This is a genomic window from Vreelandella malpeensis (assembly GCF_020622355.1).
Lineage (GTDB): Bacteria > Pseudomonadota > Gammaproteobacteria > Pseudomonadales > Halomonadaceae > Vreelandella > Vreelandella malpeensis.
This window is the reverse complement of record NZ_WHVL01000001.1, coordinates 350,859-374,175: the sequence shown is the minus strand read 5'-3', so window position 1 is coordinate 374,175 and position 23,317 is coordinate 350,859. Positions and strand designations below refer to the sequence as shown.

Annotated in this window: 20 protein-coding genes; 13 read left to right on the top strand and 7 right to left on the bottom strand. The window is 62.4% G+C overall.

From position 1 onward, the window contains the following. Positions 1–184: 184 nt before the first annotated feature. The 11 genes from GEV37_RS01715 (at position 185) to GEV37_RS01665 (ending at position 11,332) form a co-directional block, all read left to right on the top strand. Positions 185–1,177, top strand: coding sequence for a TRAP transporter substrate-binding protein (locus GEV37_RS01715; RefSeq protein ID WP_227388441.1), 993 nt, complete (start codon positions 185–187; stop codon positions 1,175–1,177). Positions 1,178–1,237: 60 nt separating this feature from the next. Beyond that, a complete protein-coding gene (locus GEV37_RS01710) occupies positions 1,238–1,774 on the top strand; it encodes a TRAP transporter small permease (RefSeq protein WP_227388440.1) in 537 nt (178 codons plus the stop codon). Positions 1,775–1,777: 3 nt separating this feature from the next. Then, positions 1,778–3,058, top strand: coding sequence for a TRAP transporter large permease (locus GEV37_RS01705; RefSeq protein WP_227388439.1), 1,281 nt, complete (start codon positions 1,778–1,780; stop codon positions 3,056–3,058). Between the two features lie 19 nt (positions 3,059–3,077). After that, positions 3,078–4,217, top strand: a complete 1,140-nt coding sequence (locus GEV37_RS01700) for a mandelate racemase/muconate lactonizing enzyme family protein (protein ID WP_227388438.1) — start codon at positions 3,078–3,080, stop codon at positions 4,215–4,217. Between the two features lie 462 nt (positions 4,218–4,679). Beyond that, complete coding sequence (locus GEV37_RS01695) at positions 4,680–5,543, top strand: amidohydrolase family protein (protein ID WP_227388437.1); 864 nt, start codon at positions 4,680–4,682, stop codon at positions 5,541–5,543. Between the two features lie 45 nt (positions 5,544–5,588). Next, positions 5,589–6,386, top strand: a complete 798-nt coding sequence (locus GEV37_RS01690; protein WP_227388436.1) for an NAD-dependent epimerase/dehydratase family protein — start codon at positions 5,589–5,591, stop codon at positions 6,384–6,386. A 106-nt stretch (positions 6,387–6,492) separates the two neighbouring features. Then, complete coding sequence (locus GEV37_RS01685) at positions 6,493–7,212, top strand: FadR/GntR family transcriptional regulator (protein ID WP_227388435.1); 720 nt, start codon at positions 6,493–6,495, stop codon at positions 7,210–7,212. Between the two features lie 48 nt (positions 7,213–7,260). Further along, positions 7,261–8,838 (top strand): aldehyde dehydrogenase (NADP(+)), encoded by a 1,578-nt coding sequence (locus tag GEV37_RS01680; protein WP_227388434.1) that lies wholly within the window; start codon positions 7,261–7,263, stop codon positions 8,836–8,838. Positions 8,839–8,935: 97 nt separating this feature from the next. Beyond that, complete coding sequence (locus GEV37_RS01675; protein WP_275951393.1) at positions 8,936–9,949, top strand: Ldh family oxidoreductase; 1,014 nt, start codon at positions 8,936–8,938, stop codon at positions 9,947–9,949. A gap of 129 nt (positions 9,950–10,078) precedes the next feature. Beyond that, a complete protein-coding gene (locus GEV37_RS01670; protein WP_227388433.1) occupies positions 10,079–10,267 on the top strand; it encodes a hypothetical protein in 189 nt (62 codons plus the stop codon). A 3-nt stretch (positions 10,268–10,270) separates the two neighbouring features. Continuing rightward, a complete protein-coding gene (locus GEV37_RS01665) occupies positions 10,271–11,332 on the top strand; it encodes a PQQ-dependent sugar dehydrogenase (protein ID WP_227388432.1) in 1,062 nt (353 codons plus the stop codon). Between the two features lie 96 nt (positions 11,333–11,428). On the opposite strand, the gene GEV37_RS01660 is transcribed toward GEV37_RS01665, so the two are convergent. Then, positions 11,429–12,427, bottom strand: coding sequence for a phosphotransferase enzyme family protein (locus GEV37_RS01660; RefSeq protein WP_227388431.1), 999 nt, complete (start codon positions 12,425–12,427; stop codon positions 11,429–11,431). A 142-nt stretch (positions 12,428–12,569) separates the two neighbouring features. Further along, positions 12,570–13,502 carry a cation diffusion facilitator family transporter gene (locus GEV37_RS01655; protein ID WP_227388430.1) on the bottom strand — a complete coding sequence of 311 codons (933 nt, stop codon included), beginning with the start codon at positions 13,500–13,502 and terminating at the stop codon, positions 12,570–12,572. Positions 13,503–13,672: 170 nt separating this feature from the next. On the opposite strand from GEV37_RS01655, the gene GEV37_RS01650 reads away from it, so the two are divergent. Then, positions 13,673–14,512, top strand: coding sequence for an alpha/beta fold hydrolase (locus tag GEV37_RS01650; RefSeq protein ID WP_227388429.1), 840 nt, complete (start codon positions 13,673–13,675; stop codon positions 14,510–14,512). Between the two features lie 74 nt (positions 14,513–14,586). Here GEV37_RS01650 and GEV37_RS01645 read toward each other — a convergent pair whose 3' ends face one another. The 3 genes from GEV37_RS01645 to GEV37_RS01635 all read right to left on the bottom strand — a co-directional run bounded on the left by GEV37_RS01645 (position 14,587) and on the right by GEV37_RS01635 (position 18,466). Beyond that, positions 14,587–16,515, bottom strand: coding sequence for a TRAP transporter permease (locus GEV37_RS01645; protein WP_227388428.1), 1,929 nt, complete (start codon positions 16,513–16,515; stop codon positions 14,587–14,589). Between the two features lie 72 nt (positions 16,516–16,587). After that, a complete protein-coding gene (locus tag GEV37_RS01640; protein ID WP_227388427.1) occupies positions 16,588–17,616 on the bottom strand; it encodes a TAXI family TRAP transporter solute-binding subunit in 1,029 nt (342 codons plus the stop codon). 64 nt (positions 17,617–17,680) lie between these two features. Continuing rightward, positions 17,681–18,466, bottom strand: a complete 786-nt coding sequence (locus GEV37_RS01635; RefSeq protein WP_227388426.1) for a GntR family transcriptional regulator — start codon at positions 18,464–18,466, stop codon at positions 17,681–17,683. 118 nt (positions 18,467–18,584) lie between these two features. Between GEV37_RS01635 and GEV37_RS01630 the strand changes: the two genes are divergently transcribed. Beyond that, complete coding sequence (locus GEV37_RS01630) at positions 18,585–20,378, top strand: gamma-glutamyltransferase family protein (RefSeq protein ID WP_227388425.1); 1,794 nt, start codon at positions 18,585–18,587, stop codon at positions 20,376–20,378. A 37-nt stretch (positions 20,379–20,415) separates the two neighbouring features. Here the strand turns inward: GEV37_RS01630 and nirD are convergent, their stop codons facing one another. Both nirD and nirB read right to left on the bottom strand, forming a co-directional pair. Then, complete coding sequence (nirD, locus tag GEV37_RS01625) at positions 20,416–20,787, bottom strand: nitrite reductase small subunit NirD (RefSeq protein ID WP_227388424.1); 372 nt, start codon at positions 20,785–20,787, stop codon at positions 20,416–20,418. A gap of 23 nt (positions 20,788–20,810) precedes the next feature. Further along, a complete protein-coding gene (gene nirB / locus GEV37_RS01620; RefSeq protein WP_227388423.1) occupies positions 20,811–23,315 on the bottom strand; it encodes a nitrite reductase large subunit NirB in 2,505 nt (834 codons plus the stop codon). Positions 23,316–23,317: the final 2 nt, after the last annotated feature.

Here is a 23,317-nt window from a genome sequence, read left to right as displayed (position 1 = left end):
AGCCCGGTGAATAAGTACAGGGTCGAGGTTGACAAAAATAACAAAAACTCTCGCATGGTCACGTGAGCAAAAATGCCCTCTTTCCTTAACGACAGTGTTTCTTCAAACGCCAGTTCAAGCGGTGAGTGCAAGAGCCTGCGTTAGTGAAGCTGTAAAACCAACGATATAACAAGAGGTTTCAGTAATGAAAACAGTATCGATCCCGCGCCATGTCTTCACTGTCATTGCCAGCGTCTCTCTTCTTGCCGCGGCGGTCTCCGCCCAGGCCGCCAACTGGCGCGGTTGGAACATCCATCCGGACGGCTATCCCAATACCGAGGCACTCGAGGCGTTCTCCGAGGCGGTGGCCGAGCGAACCGACGGGCGCGTGACGCCGCGGGTCTACAACAATGCCGTGCTGGGCGATCAGTCCGACGCCATCGAGCAGACCCGTAACGGCGCGCTCGATTTCGCCAACTTCAACATGGGGCCGATGGGCCCGATCGTGCCCGAGACCGACGTCTTCTCGCTGCCGTTTCTGTTCACCGATATCGACCACATGCACCGGGTGATGGACGGCGAAATCGGCGAGCGTTTCGCGGATGCGCTCGAGTCCAAGGGGCTGGTGGTGCTCTCCTGGTTCGATTCCGGCGCCCGCAGTATCTACAACACCCAGCGCCCCATTCGTACACCGGAAGACGTTCGCGGCTTGAAGATTCGGGTCATGAACAACGACCTGTACGTGCAGATGATGGCCGCGCTGGGCGGCAACGCAACCCCCATGGCCTACGGCGAGGTATACCAGAGCCTGACCACCGGCGTGCTGGACGGTGCCGAGAACAACTTTCCGTCGTTCGAATCCAGCAACCATTACGAAGCGGCCGGCTACTTCTCGCTCACCGAGCACCTGATCATTCCGGAGTGCCTGTGCGTAGCCAAATCGAGCTGGGACGCGCTTTCCGAAGAGGATCAGGAGATCGTGCGTGACGAAGGCATGAAGGCCTCCGAGCTGCAGCGCGCGCTGTGGGTCGAAAGCTCCGAGGAGAGCCGCCAACTGGTGCTGGATGCCGGCGTCGAAATCAACGAGGTCGACGACAAGCAGGCGTTCCAGACCCTGATGGAGCCGATGTACGAGGAGTTCATCGCCAACAATCCCGGCACCGGCGAGCTGATCGAAGAGATTCGCGCCGCGCAGTGATCTTTCGTTTGAACGTTTCCCGGCGGCGGGCCGCCGTCGGGGAGTAAGAGGGTCGGTGACGTGAGTATAGAACTTGAAACCCCGGACGAGCAGAAGAGCAGGACCTCTCGCGGGGCGCTCGATCGCGTGTTGGACGCCGTGGCCGGTATGTGCGTCGGGATCGCCGGCATCATGCTGGTCGCGTTGATCGTGACCTTCGGCTGGCTGGTATTCGGGCGCTACGTGCTCAACGATACGCCCACCTGGGTCGAGCAAACCTCGCTGGTGCTGGTGGTGTACATCACCTGTCTGGGGGCCGCGGCCGGAGTGCGCTATCGCAGCCATCTCAATATCGATTTCGTTCGTGAAAGCCTTCCTCCACTACTGCGTGGACTGATGCACCACGTGTCTGATCTGTTCATCGTCGTGTTTGGCGTCTTCATGGCCTTTCAGGGATGGCAGTTGGTGATGACCAATATGCAGCGAGCGATTCCCATGATTGGACTGCCAGAAAGTGTTCGCGCCGCGCCGCTGGTGATCTGCGGCGTGCTGATTGCGCTGTTTGCCGCCGCCGATATTTTCCGGCGGCTCACGTCTCGCTCCACCGAGAGGGCCTAGGCCATGGGGCTACTCATTCTGTTTGGACTGTTCTTTCTGGGCCTGGTGGCCGGCGCGCCGGTCGCGTTCGCCGTGGGGCTGGCGGCGGTCGCCACCTTCATGTACGAGGGGCTCCCGCTGTTCGTTGCCTTTCAGCGAATCTTGTCGGGTATTTCGGTGTTTTCGTTGCTGGCGATTCCCTTTTTCATCTTCGCCGGTGAGCTGATGCTGCATGGCGGGATCTCGACGCGCCTGGTGCGTCTGGCTTCGGCCATGGTGGGCAAGATGCGCGGCGGGCTCGGCATGGTCAACATCAGCTCCTCGATGCTGTTCGGCGGTATCTCCGGCTCGGCGGTGGCGGATACCTCGGCGCTGGGCTCCATTCTCATCCCGGTGATGAAGGAGAAGGGCTACGACGCCGACTACGCGGTCAACGTCACGGTCACCTCCTCCATTGCCGGGGTGGTCATCCCGCCGAGCCACAACATGATCCTCTACGCGGTGGCCGCCGGTGGCGGTATCTCGGTGACGCAGCTGTTCATCGCCGGTATCGTGCCGGGCATCCTGATGTGTCTGAGCCTGGCGGTAGCGGCGTACATCGTCGCGGTGAAGCGCGGCTACAAGGGCGAGGCGTTTCCCGGCTGGCAGGCGCTGTTTCTGAGCCTGGTCGCGTCGCTGCCGGGATTGATGACCGCGGTGATCATCGTCGGCGGGGTGCTCTCGGGCATTCTCACCGTGACCGAGTCCGGCGCTTTCGGCGCGATCTACGCGATCATCGTCACCGGGCTCGTCTACCGTGAGCTGACCTGGGCCTCGTTCAAGGCGGCGGTTGTTCAGTCGGTCAAGACCACTTCGCTGGTCATGATCCTTGTGGGCTGCGCCTCGGCGTTCTCCTACCTGCTGGCGCTCTACAACGTGCCGGAGATGCTCACGACGGGGTTGATCGCCATTTCCGACAAGCCGCTGGTGATCTTTTTGCTGCTCAACATCATCCTGTTGATTCTGGGCATGATCATGGACATGGCGGCGCTGATCCTGATCTGCACGCCGATCTTTTTGCCGGTGGCCATGCAGTTCGGCATGGACCCGATCCAGTTCGGCATCATCATGATGATGAACCTGGGGCTAGGGCTTTGCACCCCGCCGGTCGGGGCATGCCTGTTCGTGGGCTGCGTGATCGGCAAGATCAAGATCGAGCACGCGGTGCGCACCATCTGGCCGTTCTTTCTGGCGCTATTCGTCGCCTTGATGCTGGTGACCTACGTCCCGGCGATTTCCCTGACCCTGCCCGGGCTATTCAGATAACGCGCCAAGGAGAGTGCAAATGAGAGTGATCGCCGTCAAGACGCACCTTCTTGACCACGTTTTGGAAACGGCCTTCGAGAGTGCCTCGATGTCGTTTGCCCGCCGCCAGCACTGCCTGGTCGAGGTCATCTGCGACGATGGTACCGTGGGTTGGGGAGAGTGCCTGGGCCCGGCCAGGGCCAATGCGCGGGTCGTCGAAACCTACGCCCAATGGCTGGTCGGCCAAGACCCGCTGGAAACCGAGAAGCTCTGGCTGGCGCTATACAACCGGCTGCGGGACCAGGGGCAGCGAGGCTTGACCATGACGGCGCTGAGCGGTATCGACATTGCGCTCTGGGACATCAAGGGGAAGCATTTCGGCGTGCCGGTCTCGACGCTGCTCGGCGGGCGCTTTCGCGGCAGCGTGCGCGCCTACGCCACCGGCTCGTTTCGCCGCGAAGGGGTTGATCGGATCAGCGATGTGGCCTCAGAGGTCGCGCGCTATCGTGACGAGGGCTTCCACGCCGTCAAGATCAAGATCGGCTTCGACGTGGAGGAAGACCTGCAGGTGATCGAGGCCGTACGCGAGGCGATCGGGCCGGACATGCGGCTGATGATCGACGCCAACCATGGCTACGACTATCTGGAGGCCATCGAGGTCGGAAAGCGCGCGGCGGCGTTCGGCATCGACTGGTTCGAGGAGCCGGTACTGCCCGAGCAGATAGGCACTTATGAGGCAGTACGCGCCGGCCAGCCGATTCCCGTGGCCAGCGGCGAGAACTGGCACGGGCGCTACGCGATGAACGAGCCGCTTGCGAGGCGGGCGATCGACATCGTGCAGCCCGATATCTGCGGGGTCGGCGGGTTCAGCGAGATTCGCCGCGTGGCGGACCTGGCGGCGATGCACGGTGTGCGCCTGGTGCCTCATGTGTGGGGAACCGCCGTGTGCCTGGCGGCCAGCCTGCAGTTCATGGCCGCCCTCCCGCCCAATCCGCCGCGCCGCACGCCGCTCGAGCCGATCATGGAGTTCGATCGCACCGAGAATCCGTTTCGTCAGGCCGTCGTCAAGACGCCGCTGGAGCACCAGGAGGGCAGGGTAGTGATTCCCGAGGCGCCCGGCCTGGGTATAGAGATCGATCGTGAAGCACTCGTCGAGTACGCATTGAAAGAAAATACTTGAAATAGATTAGCTTTGTTCGAGTAATTCTTGAGGAAATATTTTTTTACATCACAAGACCTACAAAGAGTTAAAAGCGATACATAAGGTTCAGGTATGAGCTTTACCGAACTCTTGTGAGCTGTTTAATAGCTGCTTAATCATTAGTGGATGAAAATTTAAACATTGAGAATGTATATCGATAAAAGTAATAACGTGGGTTAATAGTTGAACTGATGGATCGTGAAAAGTATTTATGGAAGAGAAGTATTCGTCTAATTTTTTTCGATATCTTAGTGTTGCCGTCCATCAATGGTTTTAGTGATCAAGAAATGGTAATCACTATAAAATAATAGTGTCGGCGTAGCATAGTGTTTTGAACAGAGGTTTGGTCGGACGGCTATCAATGTGCCTAATCACGGATATCAATACCGATACGTCGAGCGATTAACTAATCATCGTTCTGATTCATTGACAGGAGCCACGATGTCGATTCCAGAAAACACCCGTCCGTTGACCGGCCCGGCGCCGCGCTTGAAAGCGCCGGCGGGAGCGACGGACTGCCATACCCATATCTTTATGCCGGGTTTCCAGCCCCAGCCCGGCGGTCCACCGATCGCGGAGCTGGCGACCGTCGATGATTATCGAGAGCTGCAGGCATGGCTTGGCCTTTCGCGGGTCGTCGTGACTCAACCCAACGCCTACCAGACCGACAACGCCGCGCTGATCGAGGCGCTCGAGCAGTTCGGCACCGATGTCGCGCGCGCCATTGCCGTCGTCACGCCGGATACCTCTCACCAGGAGCTCGCTCGGCTTCACGAGAAAGGCGTTCGGGGCGCGCGCATCATGCAACTGCCCGGTGGCGCAGTAGGCATCGATCGCATGCTGGCCGTCGAGAAGAACATTCGTGACCTGGGCTGGCATCTCATGGTGCAGTTCAACGGTCGTGACCTGCCCGACTACCACGACGAGCTGCAGAAGATCGAAGGGCGCTACATCATCGATCACATCGGCAAGTTCATCGACCCGGTGGCGGCGAATGATTCCCGCGTCGATGACATCCTGCGCCTGATCGACAAGGGCAACGCCTGGTTCAAGATCTGCGGCGCCTACGAGACCAGCCTGACCGGTGCGCCCGAGTTCGCCGACGTGGCCCCCATCGCCAAGCGTGTGATAGAGCACGCCCCTGAGCGCATCCTGTGGGGATCCAATTGGCCACACGTCGGCGTACAGCGCGCCCGGTACCCAAGCGATGTCGAACAGCTCGACATCCTGCTCGAGTGGGCAAGCGAGGAGGACCGCCAGAAGATACTGGTCGACAATCCGGCGTTTCTTTACGATTTTCGGTAGTCAGGCGCGTTGACGCCCAACGGCAAGAACGACAAGGAGACAGACATGCTCAACAGACTACTGGTGACCGGCGCCGCGGGCGGTGTGGGCAAGGCCATCCGCCCTTATCTGGGCAAGCTGGCCAAGCACGTGCGCCTGTCGGATATTTCCGATATCGACAGCCCCGCCGCGCACGAAGAAGTCATGAAGTGCGACCTTGCCGATTACGAAGGCGTCAAGGCGCTTCTCGAGGGCTGCGACGGCGTGATCCACCTGGGTGGCGTGTCGCTCGAGAAGCCTTGGCAGAGCATTCTGCAGGCCAATATCGTCGGCACCTACAACCTGTACGAGGCGGCGCGTCACTCGGGCAAGCCGCGGATCGTGTTCGCCAGCTCCAACCACACCATTGGCTTCTACGAGCGCACCCAGAAGATCGATACCCGGGTCGTGCATCGCCCCGACTCCGTCTACGGCCTCTCGAAATGTTTCGGCGAGGATCTCGCCAGCCTCTATTTCGACAAGTTCGGCATCGAGACGCTGAGCGTGCGCATCGGCTCGTGCTTCCCCGAGCCTCGCGACACGCGCATGCTGGCGACCTGGCTGCACGTCGAGGATTTGATGAGCCTGTTCGAGCGCGCCTTCCTGGCACCCAAGCTTGGCAATACCGTCGTCTACGGGGTCTCCGACAACGCCGAGCAGTGGTGGGACAACCAGCAGGTGTCCTTTCTGGGCTGGAAACCCAAGCACAGCTCAGAGCGATGGCGCGAAGAGATCGAGGCGCGCGGCGACGTTCCCGCCGCCGATGAGCCGGAAGTGGTCTATCAGGGCGGCAAGTTCGCCTCGTCGGGGCACCCGGACGACTGATCGTCATATGTATGATAAGAAAGGGTATGGATACGCTATAGTGTTCGCTCCTTTGGAGGATATAAAACGCCTCTAAACTTTTAATTCCAGTGAGAGTTGGTCGAGTATGAAAAGCCTTGGCATACAGCCCCTAGTACACGGTGGAAGCCTGTCACGGCAGGTCTCCCAGCAGTTGGAGGGTATCATCGCCCGCCAGGAGATCCCGGTCGGCGACAAGCTGCCGCCGGAAGGGGCGCTTTGCGACATGTTCAGCGTCAGCCGCACGGTGATTCGCGAGGCCATCACTCACCTCAAGTCCCAGGGGCTGGTCGAGACTCGGCGCGGGATCGGAACACGGGTACTGCGCTCGTCGCCCGAATCCCGTAGCCCCGAGAAGAAGATTAGACTGAGTACCATCGAGGATATCCTGAACATCCTTGAGCTGCGCCTGACCATCGAGCCCGAAGTGGCGGCACTGGCGGCCACGCGGCACGATGAGCAGGACCAGCAGCGACTGATCACGCTGCACGAGGCGTTTCTCGAGGCCTGCAAGAACACGACGCAGGCGCGTGACGAGGATTTGGCGTTTCACGCCGCCATCGCCCAGGCGACGCATAACCCGGCCTTCGTCACCATCTACGAACAGTGGGATGTCGGGGCTATTCCTCGCGCCAAGTTGATGTCCGTCGCGATCGATTCGCAAACGACCGTCCAGTACCTCGAGAAGGTAGGGCAGGAGCACGCGGACATCCTCGAGGCGATTCTGGCGCGCGATGCCAAGGCGGCGAACGCCGCCATGTATCAACACCTGAAGCGTGCCTATAAGACGTACTACTCATACAAGTAAGGGCGTTGAAAGGTATCGCCCTACGCGAACTACCAGGAGAGATCGACCATGGCATTGGAAGGTAAACTCTTAATCGGCCAGCAGAGTGTCAGCGGTACACGCGCCAACATCCAGGCGACCAACCCGGCGACCGGCGAGACGCTCGACCCGGCCTACGTCGGCGGTGATCGAAGCCACGTCGAGCAGGCAGCCGCACTCGCCTGGGACGCCTTCGACACCTATCGCGAAACTTCTCTCGAGGCGCGCGCAAGCTTTCTCGAAACCATCGCCAGCGAAATCGAGGCCATCGGCGACGAGCTGATCGAGCGCGCTGTGGCCGAGTCCGGTCTGCCTCGGGCACGCATCGAAGGCGAGCGCGGACGTACCTGCGGCCAGCTGCGCCTGTTCGCCTCCGTGGTTCGCGCCGGCGAATGGCTCGATGTGCGCATCGACCCCGCGCTACCCGATCGTCAGCCGCTACCGCGTGCCGATCTGCGCCAGCGTCATATCGCGCTCGGCCCGGTCGCGGTATTTGGCGCGAGCAACTTCCCGCTGGCCTTCTCGGTTGCCGGCGGCGATACCGCCTCGGCGCTGGCGGCGGGCTGCCCGGTAATCGTCAAGGGCCACTCCGCCCACCCGGGAACCTCCGAACTGGTGGGGCGCGCCATCCAGAAGGCCGTCAAGGCGTGCAACCTGCCCGAGGGTGTGTTCTCGCTGCTGTTCGGCGCCGGCAACGAGATCGGCCAGGCCCTGGTCACCGATGCGCGTATCCAGGCAGTTGGCTTCACCGGCTCGCGCAGCGGCGGCATGGCGCTGGTCGAGGCCGCCCAGGCGCGTCCCCAGCCGATCCCGGTCTACGCCGAGATGAGCAGCATCAACCCGGTCTTCTTGCTGCCGGAGGCGCTCAAGGCCAATGCTCAGGGGCTCGGCGAAGCTTTCGTCGGCTCGCTCAACATGGGCGCCGGACAGTTCTGCACCAACCCGGGGCTGGTGGTCGCGGTCAAGGGCAGTGATCTGGAGGCGTTCACCCAGGCGGCGCAGAAGGCGGTCGAGCAAAGCGGTGCCCAGACCATGCTCACCCCGGGCATCCACCGCGCCTATGAGCAGGGCGTGACGGCGCTTGGCGGCGAAGCCGGCGTGCGCGAAGTGGCGCGCGGCCAGACCGGCGAGAACGGCTACCAGTGTCAGACAGGCCTGTTCGCGACGTCTGCCGAGGCGTTTCTGTCCTCCAAGGTCATGCAGGAGGAGGTCTTCGGTGCCAGCTCGCTGATCATCGAGTGCCAGGACATGGCGGAAGTGAAGAAGGTGGCCGAGCAGCTCGAAGGGCAGTTGACCGCAACGCTGCACATGAACGATGCCGATATCGATGCCGCCAAAGCGTTGATCCCGACCCTCGAGCGCAAGGCGGGGCGGATTCTCGCCAACGGCTGGCCGACCGGCGTTGAGGTGTGCCACGCCATGGTTCATGGCGGCCCATACCCCTCTACCTCGGATAGCCGCTCTACCTCGGTGGGTAGCGCCGCCATCAAGCGTTTCCTGCGCCCGGTATGCTACCAGTCGCTGCCGGAAGCACTTCTGCCCGAAGCGCTCAAGGAGTCCAATCCGCTCAAGGTGAGCCGCCTGGTAGATGGCAAGCGCAACGCCTGATGGCGCAAGGCTTCCTACCGATGACGTAGTGTCCAAGCAGGCAAGCGATTGCCTGCTTTTTTATCGCCTGTCGTCTGCCACCACAAAGGGAACCCGCATGAGTGAAATGACCATCCTGACCGTCGAGGAAGCCACTTCCCTGAGCCTCGACGTGCTTCGACACAACGGTTACAGCCTGGCCCACGCCGAAGCCATCACCCGCAGCGTGGTCGCTGCCCAGCGTGACGAATGTCACTCCCACGGCCTGTATCGGCTGATCGGCTGCGTGGAAACCGCGCGCAACGCCGGCGTGGACACCCAGGCGCTGCCGGTGCTGCACGACCAGTCGCCGGGCGTGGTGAGAGTCGATGCTCAGCGCGGCTGCTCGCTGCTTGCCTTCGAGACGGGGTTGCCGACGCTCATCGAAAAAGCGCGGCGCCACGGTCTGGCGGCCATGGCCATCAATCGCTGTTTTCACTTTTCGGCGCTGTGGCCGGAAGTGGAGGCGATCTCGAGCCAGGGACTGGTCGGTATCGCCATGACGCCGACTCACCCTTTCGTGGCGCCAGCCGGCGGCACACGGCCGCTACTGGGCACCAATCCGCTCGCGTTCTCCTGGCCGCGTCCGCAAGGCATGCCCTACACCTTCGACTTCGCGACCAGCGAAGTGGCAAGAGGCGAAATCGAGCTGCACCGGCGCGCCGGCAAGTCCATTCCTGCTCACTGGGCGATGGACGGCGAAGGCAACCCCACGACCGACCCCGCCGCAGCGCTGACCGGCGCCATGCGTACCTTCGGCGGGCACAAGGGCTCGGCGCTTTCCACCATGATCGGACTTCTTGCCGGGCCCTTGATCGGCGACGTGCTGGGGCACGAAACGGCACCGGCCAATGCCGAGGGAACCGGCAAGCCGTTTCACGGCGAACTCGTCATCGCCCTCAGCCCGCAAGCTTTTCTGGGGAGCGAGGCCGAGCATCACCTGCGCCATGCGGAAACCCTGTTCGATGAAATTCTTGATCAGGGAGCGCGGCTGCCTTCGCAGCGACGTTTCGAGGCGCGCGAGCGCACGCGTCGCGATGGCATGCGCCTGCCAAAGGGACTGGTCGACGAACTGAAAGAGCTAATGAGGTAAAAGCGCGCACGCCATCGGCAAAAGCTTTTATTAGCAATGCGTCATTTGTGGCCCTCGAACAGCTGGCCTATTCTTGGAGTTCATTAGGGATAACCCACTGAATTTCATGTTTTTCTAAAGGAGTAGAGCATGATGCACGCAAGCGATGTCGGGGCGCTTCGCCCTCTGCGCTGGGCCATTGGCGCTGCGTTTGTCGGGGCGAGCGGTCTGGCGTGGGGGGAGGTCAGCGTCACCGAGGAGCGCGTGGCCGAGAACGTCGAGAGTGAAGAAATCTCTTTCGACGTGGTGCAGATCGTCAGCGGTCTCGAGCACCCCTAGGCGGTGGCCTGGCTACCGGATGGGCGAATGCTGATCACCGAGCGGCCCGGACGGCTTCAACTGATCGATGGCGACAGTGTCACCGAGCTCGACAACCTGCCGAAGACCGACGCCGAAGAGGACGACGACTCCGCTGTCGAGGGCGGCAACCAGGGCGGGCTTTTGGATGTCGTGGTGCACCCGGACTACGCCGATAACGGCTGGGTCTACTTCACCTACTCGAGCCCGGGCGACCCGCGCGCGCTCAGCACTTACGAGCCGGGCTACGGCACCGGTACCGCCGTGGCGCGGGCACGTATCGACGCCGACAACGCCACCTTGACCGACCTGGAAACACTCTACACGCAGATCCCGCGCACCCATCCCGGCGCCCACTACGGCTCGCGCATCGTCTTTCCCGGCGATGGCTCGCTGTTCTTCCCGATCGGCGATCGCAACGTCCAGAACCTGCCCCAGGATCTGACCAACCCCGGCGGCAAGATGATCCGTCTGCAAGAAGAGGGCGGTGCTCACCCGGACAACCCCTTCATCGGCGTGGAGCCTGGCAACCTGCGCCCGGAAATCTACTCCTACGGCCACCGCAACAACCAGGGACTGGCGCTTGACCCGCAAACCGGCGAGCTCTGGGCGGTGGATCACGGCCCCAACGGCGGCGACCGCCTCTACCGCGTGGAGCAGGGCGCCAACTACGGCTGGCCGATGATCGCCCACGGCACCGAGTACACTACCGACGAGCACATTGGCCTTGGCCGCGAGGCGCCGGGCGTAACGCCGGCGAACCACATCTGGGAGGAATCCATGGCGCCTTCGGGGCTTGCGTTCTACACCGGCGACGTGGCCGCGTGGCAGAACAACCTGTTCGCCGGCTCGCTCAAGCGCGAGCAGCTCCACCGCCTGGTCGTGGATGAACAGGGTGAGGTCACGCATGAAGAGATGCTGCTGGTCAATACCCTGGGCCGCATCCGCGACGTGCGCCAAGGCCCGGACGGCTTTCTCTACGTGCTGACCGACGAAGAGGACGGCGGGCTTTATCGGCTCGAGCCGCGAAGCGACACCGATAGCTGAAATAGCTGAAGACGTCGCGCTGCAATGATCGGGCACCTTCGGGTGCCCGATGGCGTTTTGGGCGATACAGGAAATCCGCTTTCCTTGGCGTCTCACTCATTTCGAGGTGTGTGCGAGATTCAGATAGCCCCGCGCAAGCGTCGCGGTACCCTCGATGAACCCCTCCCCCAGCGAGCGGGCGGTGTGGCTCTCGGCGTGGGTGGCAAGCCAGGCGCTCAGCATGATGCGGCGAATCATGATGAAGGTATCGAGCATGGCGACGTCGTCGGCGTCGAACGCGGCCACTGCCCGGTAGCCGCGAATCCAGGCCTGGCGCAGTCGGGGGATCAGCGGGTCGAGTTCAAAAAAGCTGATGGCGGCGGCGAAGTCGAAGGCGTACCAGCAAAAGCCGCAGTCATCGAAGTCGATCACGGCGAGCTGATCATTCTCGACCAGCAGGTTGGCCAGGCGCAGGTCGGCATGCACGAGCCCGTAACGCCCGGGAAGTCGGTCATAAACGCCGATGACCCGGTGAATCCGCTCGATGGCGCGGGCGATGACCCGCTCGTCGGCGGCGGTGAGGCCATGTGCCCGGCGCCAGTCACCCCAGAGCCCGTGGGGACCGATCATCGAGTCCAGGTGCCAGCGCGTGCGCACGAAGTTTCCAGGTGGCGTCCAACGCCGACTGTGCTCGTGAAGCGTGGCGGTGAGGGCGCCGAGCTTTTCGAACCAGGCAACAAGCGTATCGTCCGCCTGCGGGGCCTGGCCTTCGATGAAATCGAAGCCTACTGCGTAGAAGCGACGGTCATCCAGGGCGAGTTCGACCACCGGGCTCGGGCCCGTCGTGGCAAGCGGTAAGGGTACTTGAAGGCGGGTATCGGCGCGCAGTGTTGCAAGCCAGGCAAGCTCCGATTCGATTTCTGCCCGAGTGTGGTAGTCCGGGCGGTGTAGGCGCAGCACGCGGCGGCGCCCGGTTTGGGGGCAGTGGGCCAGAAAAGTGGCGTTTTCCGAGGTGGTCAGAAGCTCGATGCGGGTATCAAAGGGGAGCTGCCAGTTGGGCAGCGCGGCGGTCAGATGCTGCTCGAGGCGGGCCAACAGTGCCGGGGTAAAGGTCACGACTTTTCAGGAACCTCTGGATACGTGTGAAGCGACTTGGCGATCTTTTTTACAGGCCCTGCAGTAGCGCGCTTCGCCTGATGTCAGATACGGCTTGCGCGACGCGGCCAGCACTGGAGCACCAGACGATAGTTTCACTGATTCAGTCCGACGTCTTCACCAGCAGCCCGCAGGAGGGCTCGGCCCAGCGGGTGTCCCGGGTAAACACGATGTCACAAACCACGGGGGCGTAGTGGCGGCGAATCTCGTCGTCCACCCGAGCGCGCAGTCGGTCCTGCTCGGAGAGGCCAAGCGCGGCATCATCGCTTGTCACCACGTGAACCAGCACGTAAAGAAGCCGCCCCGGGCGCACGATACGAACGCGCACCGCCTCCGTTGTCACTCCCTCGAGCCCGCGGGCCACGGCCTGGCGCACCGGCTCCGCCACCGCTACCGGCGGTGTCTTGTTGGTCAGTTCACCGAGTGCCTGGCCGGCGATACGCACCGGCACGCCTAAACACAGCAGTACCACCGCGATGACCAGTATCGAATCGACGTAAGGTACCAGGCGCGTCGACCCCAGCGCCTCGAGCGCGAGCATCAGACAGAACGCCGCCAGTACCCCGGCGGAGATGGCGCTGTTGACCACCCAGTTGAGCTTGTCCGCCGCGATCAGAGGGCTTGCAACGTGGCGCTGGCTCACGTGCATGACCCAGGCGGTCAGCGAGCAGGCAAGGGTGGCGAAGCCCGCGTAAAGCACCGCCAGGCCCGCCGCGATTTCGCGACCGCCGGTCAGAAGCGCCGCCACCGCGTCCACCAGCGCGAAGATGGAGACGCCCAGAATCAGAAGCCCCTTGCACAGGTTCACCAGCGACTCGAAGTAGCTGTAGCCGAACGGGTAGGCCTCGCTATCCGGTTGGCTCGCCAGCCGGCTCACCTTGAGCGTGACCAGTGCCACCACGAAGTAAACGAGGTTGAACAGTCCATCGAGCAGAATGGCCTGAGAGTTCGAGGCGAGCGTGGCAATGATGCCTACCACACCGATCAGAAGGGCCATGAAGGCGGAAAATCCCAGGGTACCGGCTTCGGTCTTCACTACGTGCGCTCCACAGGCAGGTTCAAGAGCGAGTAAGCATAGCAACTTTGGCGCCGCGCGGGCGCTTTGGAAAGCCCCGGGCAGATGTACTAGCCTTTAAAGCGTGTTTATCCACCCGTACGCGTCGTCCGTACGAGTAGTCGTTGGGCCAATCAACCAGGAGGGTAGCGATGCCGATGTTGAATGCAGGAACCGAACAGGGAACCCCGGTCGAGCTCTATTACGAGGTTCACGGAGCGGGCAAGCCCGTCGTACTGATTCACGGCTGGCCGTTGAGCTCTCGCTCCTGGGAACCCCAGGTCGCGCCGCTGGTCGAGGCGGGCTACAAGGTCGTCACCTACGATCGCCGCGGCTTCGGCAAGTCGACCCAAGCCGACGGCGGCTACGATTACGACACGCTGGCCTTCGATCTCAAGAAGCTGCTGGACGCGCTGGATCTCAACGATGCCACTCTGGTCGGTTTCTCCATGGGCGGCGGCGAAGTGGCGCGCTACATTGCAAGCTACGGCACCGAGCGGGTCAGCAAGGCGGTACTCGCCGCCGCTGTGCCGCCCTATCTCTACAAGTCTGCTGACAACCCGGACGGCGGGCTGGACGACGCCACCATCAATGAGTTTCTCGATGGCGTGCGTGGCGACCGTCTGGCGTTTCTCGAGGACTTCACGAAGAACTTCTTCGCCGCCGGCGACAAGAGCGATTTGATCAGCGAGCCCAACCGCCAGTATCACCACGATATCGCGGCGTTCGCCTCACCCAAGGCGACCTTCGACTGCATCAAGGCGTTCAGCTATACCGATTTCCGTGATGATCTGCCGAAGATGAAACTGCCGACACTGGTGATTCACGGCGACGCCGACGGCATCGTGCCGCTTGATGTCAGCGGCAAACGCGCCAGCGAAACCCTTCCCCACTCCAAGCTCGAAGTGATCGAAGGCGGTCCCCACGGGCTGAACGTCACTCACGCGAAAGAATTCAACAAGACGCTGATCGCGTTTCTCGATAGCGAATGAAGCCGACTTTAAATCCCGCTTACCTATAAAAACGCCGCCCGGATCAAGGGCGGCGTTTTTCATGGTTTACTTCCTCATTCAAGTGTCGGCCGGCGCTGGGCGCCGCGTTGCAGTACCAGAACGGTGATGATGACCCCGCAACCGAGCATCGTGCCATACGCGCCGGGTACCAGTGTCAGGGTCGCAGCCACCAGCAACAGTAGTCGTACGGCCCAGGGGGTGCGCACAAAACCGTGCCCTACCATGGCCACATTGAGGGCGGCGAGCGCCAGCACGCTGATCAGGGTGACGAGCAGTTGATCGTACCAAGTGCCTTCGAGCATCAGCAGCTCCGGTCTTGCCACGAAAAGGAAAGGCAGGAAAAATCCAGGCAACCCGATCTTCACGGCCTGCATGGAGGTGGCGAAGTAGGAGGCCTCTGCGATGCGTGCGGCGATGAGTGAGGCCACGGCCACGGGAGGCGTCAGTGCCGAGAACACGGCGAAATAGAGCACGAACATGTGGGCAGCCATCATGCTCAGGCCCATATCGATCAGCGCTGGCGCGGTGAGCAGGGCAACCAGGATGTAGGCGGCCGAGGTCGGCAGGCCCAGCCCGAAGATCAGACAAGCCACCGCTGCGATCAGCAGCAGAATGCCCAGGTTACCGCCGGCCAGGCCAAGCATCAGGTACGAAAGCTTCTGAGCGAAGCCGGTGGCGGTGAGCACCTCGACGAAGATGCCGATGACGGCCACGATCACCGCAATGGTCGCACCGCTGAAGCCGCCGTCGCGCAGTCCATCCACGATGCGCGCCGCCGCGCTGCCGATACCCGCCAGCGGGTTCTGGTAGTGACGCGCCGCGCTGCTGATGAGTTCCAGCACTACGATGGCCAGACAGCCATAGGCCGCCGCATAGGAAGGGGGCATGCGACTGACCAGCAGGTAGACAAGAATCGCGATGGCGACGAGCAGGTGCCCGTAGCGAACCAGTAGCGTTCTGGCCGGCAGAGAAGGCGTGCCCTCGGTGTCGTGGCGGGTCGGCAGAATACCGTCCCTTGCCGCTTGAAGGTGTACCGCCAGCAGTAGATAGAAGTAGTAGAGCCCGGCCGGGATGGCCGCGGCGAGTATCACCTGGTCGTAGGCAAGCCCCGTCACCCCTACCATCAAGAAGGCGGTCAGGCCCATGACCGGTGGTGTCATCTGTCCTCCGGTCGAGGCTACGGCCTCGACCGCCCCGGCGAACGAGCCTTTGAAACCGGTCCGCTTCATGGTGGGAATGGTCATGGTGCCGGTGCTGGCGATGTTCGCCACGGTACTGCCCGAGATCATCCCCATGAACGCGCTGGCCAGCACGGCGATCTTCGCCTGGCCGCCCTTGGAGTTGCCCGCCAGTTTAGTGGCGAACCCCATGATGAAATCGATACCACCGGTGGATTTCAAAAGCCCGGCGAACACCATGAAGATGAAGATCGTGCCGGCAGAAAGCTCTGTGAGCGAACCGAGCACTCCCTGAAAATTGGGAATCGAGGCGTAGGAGACCAGCCGCTCGAACCCCATGCCGCCGTGGTAGAGAAGCTCGACCGGAATTCGGTTTCCGAAGTAGCCGTACAATAGACCGATGATGCCAATCACCGGGATCGTGGCTCCCCACTGCTGCCAGGCGGCGATGAGGCATACCCCGATCAACAGACAGCCGACCACCACGTCGGCGGGCTCTGGTCCGAAAACGCGATCGGTGATGAGGCCTTGGTACTCGATCAGGACATAGCCCATCGTATAGCCGGCTACCGCGAAACCCGCAGCGTAGACCAGACGCATCCACCCGCGTGTCGTGTCGCCGAAGGCAGTTGCAAAAATGATCAGCAGTGCCAGCCCCAGGTGGAGCGCCTTGAACTGGCCCGACGGCAGGTAGTAATTGAAAACCTGGAACAAGTGCGTGGTAACCATTACCAGGGTAAGCACAAGCACCAGGTTGGCGGTATTGAAATACCCGCGCTTTTCACTGAGTAGCTTAGGAGTCATGGTGATGAGGATCACAAGATGGATTCGCGAAATACGTGTCGCCGATGTACGACGACACGCATGCAGGAAATGCTAAGCGGAGACAGGATCGGCGACGGTCAATTCGTCGCGCCAGACGCCCTGTTCCTGGAAGTAGCGCGCGGCACCTGCATTGACCGGGTACTCTGCCAGCAGGTATTCCACGGCGAAGTCCACGCTGACGTCCTGAAGCTGCGAGCCGATCCGACGTACCTGCTCGGCGTTGTCGAATATTGCCTTGCACACAGCGTAGGCGTCATCGTCGGAGACACCGGGATGAGTTGCCAGCAAGCCGGAAATCGCCGGCATGAGCATGTCATCTTCCACCTTGTTCCACTGCTCACTCGATACGGTGGTCGCCAGCAAGCCGGCGTTGATCTGCTGGGCGCGTTCGAGTACCTCGGGCTCGATGGGCAGCACGCGAAACTCGACGGTACTGTCGATTTCGGCCAGCGCCGGCGAGGGGCGCCCATTGGTCAGCGTAGCGGGAATGGCATCGACCGCACCGGATTGAAAGGCGCTGAAGGTGTCGTTCCATGAGCCGTAGGTCCAGTCCACCTCATCGGCGACGCCGGCCGCCTCCAGAATCGTCTGGTGCATGATGGCGGTCGCCCCGCCTGCGGTCGAAGGCATGACTCGCTTGCCTGCCAAGTCGGCCAGCGAATGAATATCGGAATCCGCGCGTACGATCAGCGGAATGTTCCAGACGGTATAGGCAAAGACCTGACGCGCGTCGATCGGTGCGCGGAAGGGGCGTTCACCCTTGGTGGCAGGCGGCCAATCGGTAGAGGTGGTCTGGCCGAAGTCGATCTCCTGACGGCTGGCCATCACCAGGTTTTCGGCGCCTCCCGAAGTAGCCAGGGTGGTCGAGCGCAAATCGCTGTTGCGCTGTACCGTCTGGGCCAGCGCTTCGATGATGATATAGCCCGTGGAGCCCAGACTTGCCGAGCCCCAGCGAAGCTCGCGGGTGGGCGCTGCCTGCAGAATACCCGGGAAAAGAGCGATGCCGACACCCAAGGCTCCTGCCTTGAGCAGCTGACGGCGGCGCAGGTCGATCAGTGAGGGAAGCTGTTTCTCTGTCATGTCATCACCTTTGTTCTAGATGGGAGGGCGCCTCTTTGAAGAGGTCTAGGGACGAAGTAGCCGTTCAAATGCGGTGATCTTGTACGGCGTGACTGCTGAGCTCGATGTCACGGTGGCCGGGTTGAATCTCGAAACGCTGATAGGTCGTGGGCTGGCCCGCCTGGGTATAGCCCCGCACTCGCCAGAGCATGCCCTGGCGCATCTTGTCGTCGAGTTCGAGTGCTGTGCGGGCATTCTGAGAAAAATCGTGCACTCCCATTTGATGCTCGAAACGAGAGGTCAAGATGCGCTTATGCTGAAAAAGGTATTCGTGTAGAGAGAGCCCATCGAACTCGCCGGGAGGCTTGTTCATCAGCGCGTCAGCGTAGGCCAGCGGCATGAAAAGCTCGTTGTAAGTCCAGGGCTCTCCCTCGACCTGAAGACGGCGCTTGATCAAGGCGCAGCGTGTGGCGTCATTCAGAAACCGTGCAATGTAGGGCTCGGGCGTGACTTCGACGATGCCCAGGCCCTGCAAGGTCAAATCCAGCGGGCGGCCTTGGTCCATGAAGCGAAAGACACGAATGTCTTCGAATTTGACTGCGGGATCTCGAATGAAGGTCCCGCGCCCATGTTCACGCACCACGATGCCGTCGTCGGAGAGCGCCTTCAGCGCCTTCTGCAGCGTACCGAGACTTGCCGGCAGGCGTGAGGAGAGCGCCTGCTCGGAAGGCAGCTTGTCTCCGGGAATCAAGACGCCTGCATGAACGGCGTCTTTTATCGCATTGTAGAAGCGGGCGTACTTCGGGACGCCCTTATTGAGCGTGTCACTGAAATGAGGCAGCGAAACCTGGACGATCTTTTCTAAGGTCATGAGCGATACTCAAGCCAAAATAGTTGTAAATAGCTATATAGCTTTGATGATCCTGCCTGCAAAACGTGATAGTTTCAAGCGCTCGTCTCGTCAATTTTATTGATTCAAGGATCTTTTTATGCCGCCCTTCACTACTCGTCCCGAGATCAAGGGGACGTTCGGTGCTGTCACTTCTACCCACTGGCTGGCCTCGAGCGTTGGCATGGCGATATTGGAAAAGGGCGGGAATGCTTTCGATGCGGCGGTCGCTGTCGGCTTCGTACTGCAGATCGTCGAACCGCATTTGAACGGCCCTGGCGGCGAGGTACCCATCATCGCCATGCGCCATGACGATGATGCACCCCGGGTGATCTGTGGGCAGGGCGTGACGCCCCGGGCAGCTACGCCGGAAGCGTTCGCAGCGCTCGGGTTGAAGATGGTGCCAGGTACCGGGCTTCTTCCCGCCGTGGTTCCCGGCGCCTTCGATGCCTGGATGTTGCTGCTGCGGGATTACGGCACCTTGAGCCTCGAAGAAGTACTCACACCCGCCATCGGCTACGCCGAGCAGGGCTTTCCGCTGCTGTCGCGCGCGGTGTCCTCGATCGTGCCGGTCATCGATTTCTTCAAGCAGCAGTGGCCCAGTTCCGCCGAGCAGTGGCTGGTCGATGGACAGGCGCCCAAGGCGGACAAGCTCTTTCGCTCACCGCGAATCGCGGCCACCTACCGGCGCATTCTCAGCGAAGCGCAAATGGCGGGGCCTGATCGCGAGGCACAGATCGAGCGCGCGCGTGAGGTGTTCTACAAGGGGTTCGTGGCGGAGGCCGTTGATCGCTTCTATCGTGAGCCGTTGATGGACAGCACCGGCAAGCGGCACGCGGGTCTTCTGACCGGCGACGACATGGCGCGCTGGTCGGCCACCCTCGAGCCGACGGTCAGCTATCGTTATCACGGTATGGAAGTGCACAAGGCCGGCCTCTGGACCCAAGGGCCGGTCTTTCTGCAGCAGTTGGCGCTCTTGAAGGAGACCGATTTCCAGGCCATCGGCCCGGAAAGCCCCGAATTCGTGCATTGCGTTGCCGAGGCGGCCAAACTCGCCTTTGCCGACCGCGAGGCTTGGTATGGCGATGGAGAGAGAGAGAGAGAGGGAGAGGGAGGTGTCTCGATCGAGATGCTGCTGAGCGACGAGTACAACCGGGCGCGTCGCCAGCTGATCGGCGAGCACGCCTCCGGAGAAATTCGCCCGGGCTTCGAGGGGGAGTCGCGCATCTCTTCCATCCTGGCGCTCGCCGGCAGCGAACCCACCATCGGCCCGGGCGGTGGCGAGCCCACCTTCGCGCCGCTGCCGAGCGTAGAGGGGGATACGGTCCACCTGGATATCGTCGACCGTTTCGGCAACATGGTGTCGGCAACACCGAGCGGCGGCTGGCTGCAAAGCTCGCCCAGCGTCCCGGAGCTCGGCTTTTCGATCTCGACTCGCGCTCAGATGACGTGGCTCACACCCGGGCTTGCCAGCACGCTCATGCCCGGCCGACGCCCGCGTACCACGCTGACGCCGACCCTGGTAACCCGAAGCGGCAAGCCCTATCTCGCCCTGGGTTCCCCGGGCGGAGATCAGCAGGATCAGTGGAGCCTCACCACTTTCTTGCGCATCGTTCATTACGGCTTCGATCTACAGCGCGCCATCGACGCGCCGCAGTTCCAGATTCGCCACTTCCCTGCCTCCTTTCATCCCCGTGAAAGCGCCGTGGGGCGATTGATGATCGAAGGACGTTTCAGTAAGGACACGCTCGAGGCGCTACGGGCGAAAGGGCACGACGTGACCGTGATGGACGACTGGGCCCTGGGGCGGGTCTGTGCGGTCGCCCGATGTGACGACATGGTGCATGGTGCCGCGTCGGCGCGTCACATGCAGGGCTACGCCGTGGGGCGCTAGGGCGGGCAGCAGAACGACGAGCCGACCCGCCTCGTTCTCAGGCTTCGATCAATACGTGATCGTTCTCAAACCGCACCGGCCAGGTGCGAAGCTGCACGCGTTCGTCCTCCAGACACTGGCCGTCGCTCAGGCGAAAGTGCTGCTTGTAGAGCGGCGAGGCGATGACCGGGGCGCCGTTCAGGTCGCCGACGATGCCGCGGCCGATCACACAGGCGTTCGAGAAGGGGTCGAAGTGATCCAGCGCGTAGAGCTCCGGGGTGTGCCCGGGCAGGTAGAACAGCGCGACCTGGGCGGCCGAGGTTTCGAGCCAGGCCACCACGCCGGAAAACGCCACCAGATCGGCGCGGCGGCAAAGCGGCTGCCAGCGCATGGCTGGCAAAGTGTTCGAGGCGACAGCGAATACGTTCATTAAAAGGGTCCTTGAGTGGCGAGTCAGGCCGGGCGCAGCTGGCCGCGCTCGGAGGTCATGATGATCGACGGGTCCGGGCGCTCGTCGTTGACGAAGCTTCTAAAGCGCTTGAGCTTCTCCGGGTCGCTCAGGGCGTTGGCCCACTCGCACTCGTAGCGCTCGATCAGCGTCTGCATCTGGCGCTCCAGCTCGTCGCCGAGGCTCAGGCTATCCTCGAGGATCACTTCCTTGAGGTAGTCGAGGCCGCCTTCGAGGTTTTCGCGCCAGGTGGCCGTACGCTGCAGCCGGTCGGCGGTGCGCACGTAGAACATCAAAAAGCGGTCAATGGTGCGGTAGAGCGCCTCGTCGTCGAGGTCGGTGGCGAAGAGCTCGGCGTGGCGCGGGCGCATGCCGCCGTTGCCGCATACATAAAGGTTCCAGCCGTTCTCGGTGGCGATGATGCCGATATCCTTGCTCTGCGCCTCGGCACACTCGCGAGTACAGCCGGAGACACCGAACTTGATCTTGTGCGGCGCGCGCAGCCCCTTGTAGCGGTGCTCCAGCGCAATCGCCATGCCCACGCTGTCCTGCACGCCATAGCGACACCAGGTGCTGCCGACGCAGGACTTCACCGTGCGCAGCGACTTGCCGTAGGCATGGCCGGTCTCGAAGCCCGCCGCGATCAGCTCGCCCCAGATCGCGGGCAGATCCTCGAGGCGCGCACCGAACAGGTCGATGCGCTGGCCGCCGGTGACCTTGGTGTACAGCTCGAACTTCTGCGCCACCTGGCCGAGTACCATGAGCTTTTCCGGGGTGATCTCGCCGCCGGCGATACGCGGCACCACCGAGTAGGTGCCGTTTTTCTGCATGTTGGCCATGAATGTGTCGTTGGTGTCCTGCAGCGGCACGTGGGCGGCGTCCATGATCGGTTCGTTGAAGCAGGAGGCGAGAATCGACGACACGGTGGGTTTGCAGATGTCGCAGCCCAGACCATGTCCCGGGCTTCCGTGTTTCTCCATCAACTCGCCGAAGGTCTTGATGCCTTCGACGCGCACGATGTCGTAAAGCGCCTGGCGGGTATAGGCGAAGTGCTCGCAAAGCGACGTGTCGACCTCCACGCCACGGGCTTCCAGTTCGAAATCGACCACGCTCTTCAAAAGCGTCGCGCAGCCACCGCAGCCGGTGCTGGCTTTGGTCGCGCCCTTGACCCCGGCCAGATCCTGCGCGCCGGCGTCGAGGGCGCGACAGATGTCGGCCTTGGTCACGTTGTGGCAGGAGCAGATCATGGCCGTGTCCGGCAGCGCGCCGGGGCCAAGCGCCGGTGCGGCGCCGCTTTGCTGGGGCAGTATGAGAGAGGCGGGCTCCTTGGGAAGCTCGAGGCTGTTGGCGTAGTACTGCAAGAGCGTGTCGTAGACGCCGTTGTCGCCGACCAGCATGGCGCCCAGGAGCTTCTTGCCATCGCTCGACACCACCAGCTTGCGGTAGAGCTGGGTGAGCGGGTCGAGATAGCGGAACATGCGCGCCCCGGGGGTGCGCTCGCCGTGGGCGTCGCCGATGGCGCCGACGTCAACACCGAGAAGCTTCAGCTTGGTGCTCATATCGGCGCCGCCAAAGCGCGCGTCGCCGCCGGTGAGCGTCGAGACCGCCACCTTGGCCATCTGGTACCCCGGCGCCACCAGGCCGAAGATGCTCTGGTTCCACAGCGCCACCTCGCCCACGGCGAGAATCGCCGGGTCGCTGGTGCGGCAATGATCATCGATCACCACGCCGCCGCGCTCGCCGATCTCGAGCCCGCAGTCGCGAGCCAGTTCGTCCTGGGGGCGAATGCCGGCGGAGAAGACGATCAGGTCGGTTTCAAGCACCTTGTCGTCCTGAAACACTATGCGCAGCCGGCTCTGTTCGCCTTGTTCGATGCGCTGGGTGGCGCGCTCGGTCAGCACCTGTACGCCCAGCGCCTCGATCTTCTCTTTCAAGAGCTCGCCGCCTTCCCGGTCGACCTGCATCGGCATCAGGCGCGGCGCGAACTCCACCACGGCGGTATCGAGATTCAGGCCGCGCAGGGCGTTGGCGGCCTCGAGCCCCAGAAGCCCGCCGCCGACCACCACGCCGTTGGTGGCGTTTCGGGCGGCATCGCGAATCGCATCCAGATCACTCAGCGTGCGGTAGACCAGACATCCCGGGCGCTCGCGCCCTTCGATCGGCGGCACGAAGGGAAAGGAGCCGGTGGCGAGCACCAGGTGATCGAAGGCGTAGCGGCCGCTTGCGGTCACCACGGTTTTCGCCGCGCGATCGATTTCGGTCACTTTCACATTGGAGTAAAGCGTGACACCGTGCTGGGCGTAGTAGTCGGCGTCGCACAGTGCCAGCGACTCCGCATCGCGCCCGGTAAAGTACTCGGAAAGGTGCACGCGGTCGTAGGCGCGGTGGCGCTCCTCGCCGAACACGGTCACATCAAAGCGTGCAAGCGCGCCGGCCTCGATGACCTGCTCGACCAGGTGGTGGCCGACCATGCCGTTGCCGATGATGATCAGAGTCTCTTTAGTCGCCATGG

Excerpts from the sequence above, each read along its gene's own strand:
- GEV37_RS01670 (WP_227388433.1), top strand. The coding sequence starts at position 10,079 with ATGATGCACGCAAGCGATGTCGGGGCGCTTCGCCCTCTGCGCTGGGCC.
- GEV37_RS01645 (WP_227388428.1), bottom strand. The coding sequence starts at position 16,515 with ATGACTCCTAAGCTACTCAGTGAAAAGCGCGGGTATTTCAATACCGCC.
- nirB (WP_227388423.1), bottom strand. The coding sequence starts at position 23,315 with ATGGCGACTAAAGAGACTCTGATCATCATCGGCAACGGCATGGTCGGC.
- GEV37_RS01700 (WP_227388438.1), top strand. The coding sequence starts at position 3,078 with ATGAGAGTGATCGCCGTCAAGACGCACCTTCTTGACCACGTTTTGGAA.
- GEV37_RS01650 (WP_227388429.1), top strand. The coding sequence starts at position 13,673 with ATGCCGATGTTGAATGCAGGAACCGAACAGGGAACCCCGGTCGAGCTC.
- GEV37_RS01630 (WP_227388425.1), top strand. The coding sequence starts at position 18,585 with ATGCCGCCCTTCACTACTCGTCCCGAGATCAAGGGGACGTTCGGTGCT.
- nirD (WP_227388424.1), bottom strand. The coding sequence starts at position 20,787 with ATGAACGTATTCGCTGTCGCCTCGAACACTTTGCCAGCCATGCGCTGG.
- GEV37_RS01690 (WP_227388436.1), top strand. The coding sequence starts at position 5,589 with ATGCTCAACAGACTACTGGTGACCGGCGCCGCGGGCGGTGTGGGCAAG.
- GEV37_RS01680 (WP_227388434.1), top strand. The coding sequence starts at position 7,261 with ATGGCATTGGAAGGTAAACTCTTAATCGGCCAGCAGAGTGTCAGCGGT.
- GEV37_RS01695 (WP_227388437.1), top strand. The coding sequence starts at position 4,680 with ATGTCGATTCCAGAAAACACCCGTCCGTTGACCGGCCCGGCGCCGCGC.
- GEV37_RS01685 (WP_227388435.1), top strand. The coding sequence starts at position 6,493 with ATGAAAAGCCTTGGCATACAGCCCCTAGTACACGGTGGAAGCCTGTCA.
- GEV37_RS01705 (WP_227388439.1), top strand. The coding sequence starts at position 1,778 with ATGGGGCTACTCATTCTGTTTGGACTGTTCTTTCTGGGCCTGGTGGCC.
- GEV37_RS01675 (WP_275951393.1), top strand. The coding sequence starts at position 8,936 with ATGAGTGAAATGACCATCCTGACCGTCGAGGAAGCCACTTCCCTGAGC.
- GEV37_RS01640 (WP_227388427.1), bottom strand. The coding sequence starts at position 17,616 with ATGACAGAGAAACAGCTTCCCTCACTGATCGACCTGCGCCGCCGTCAG.
- GEV37_RS01635 (WP_227388426.1), bottom strand. The coding sequence starts at position 18,466 with ATGACCTTAGAAAAGATCGTCCAGGTTTCGCTGCCTCATTTCAGTGAC.
- GEV37_RS01715 (WP_227388441.1), top strand. The coding sequence starts at position 185 with ATGAAAACAGTATCGATCCCGCGCCATGTCTTCACTGTCATTGCCAGC.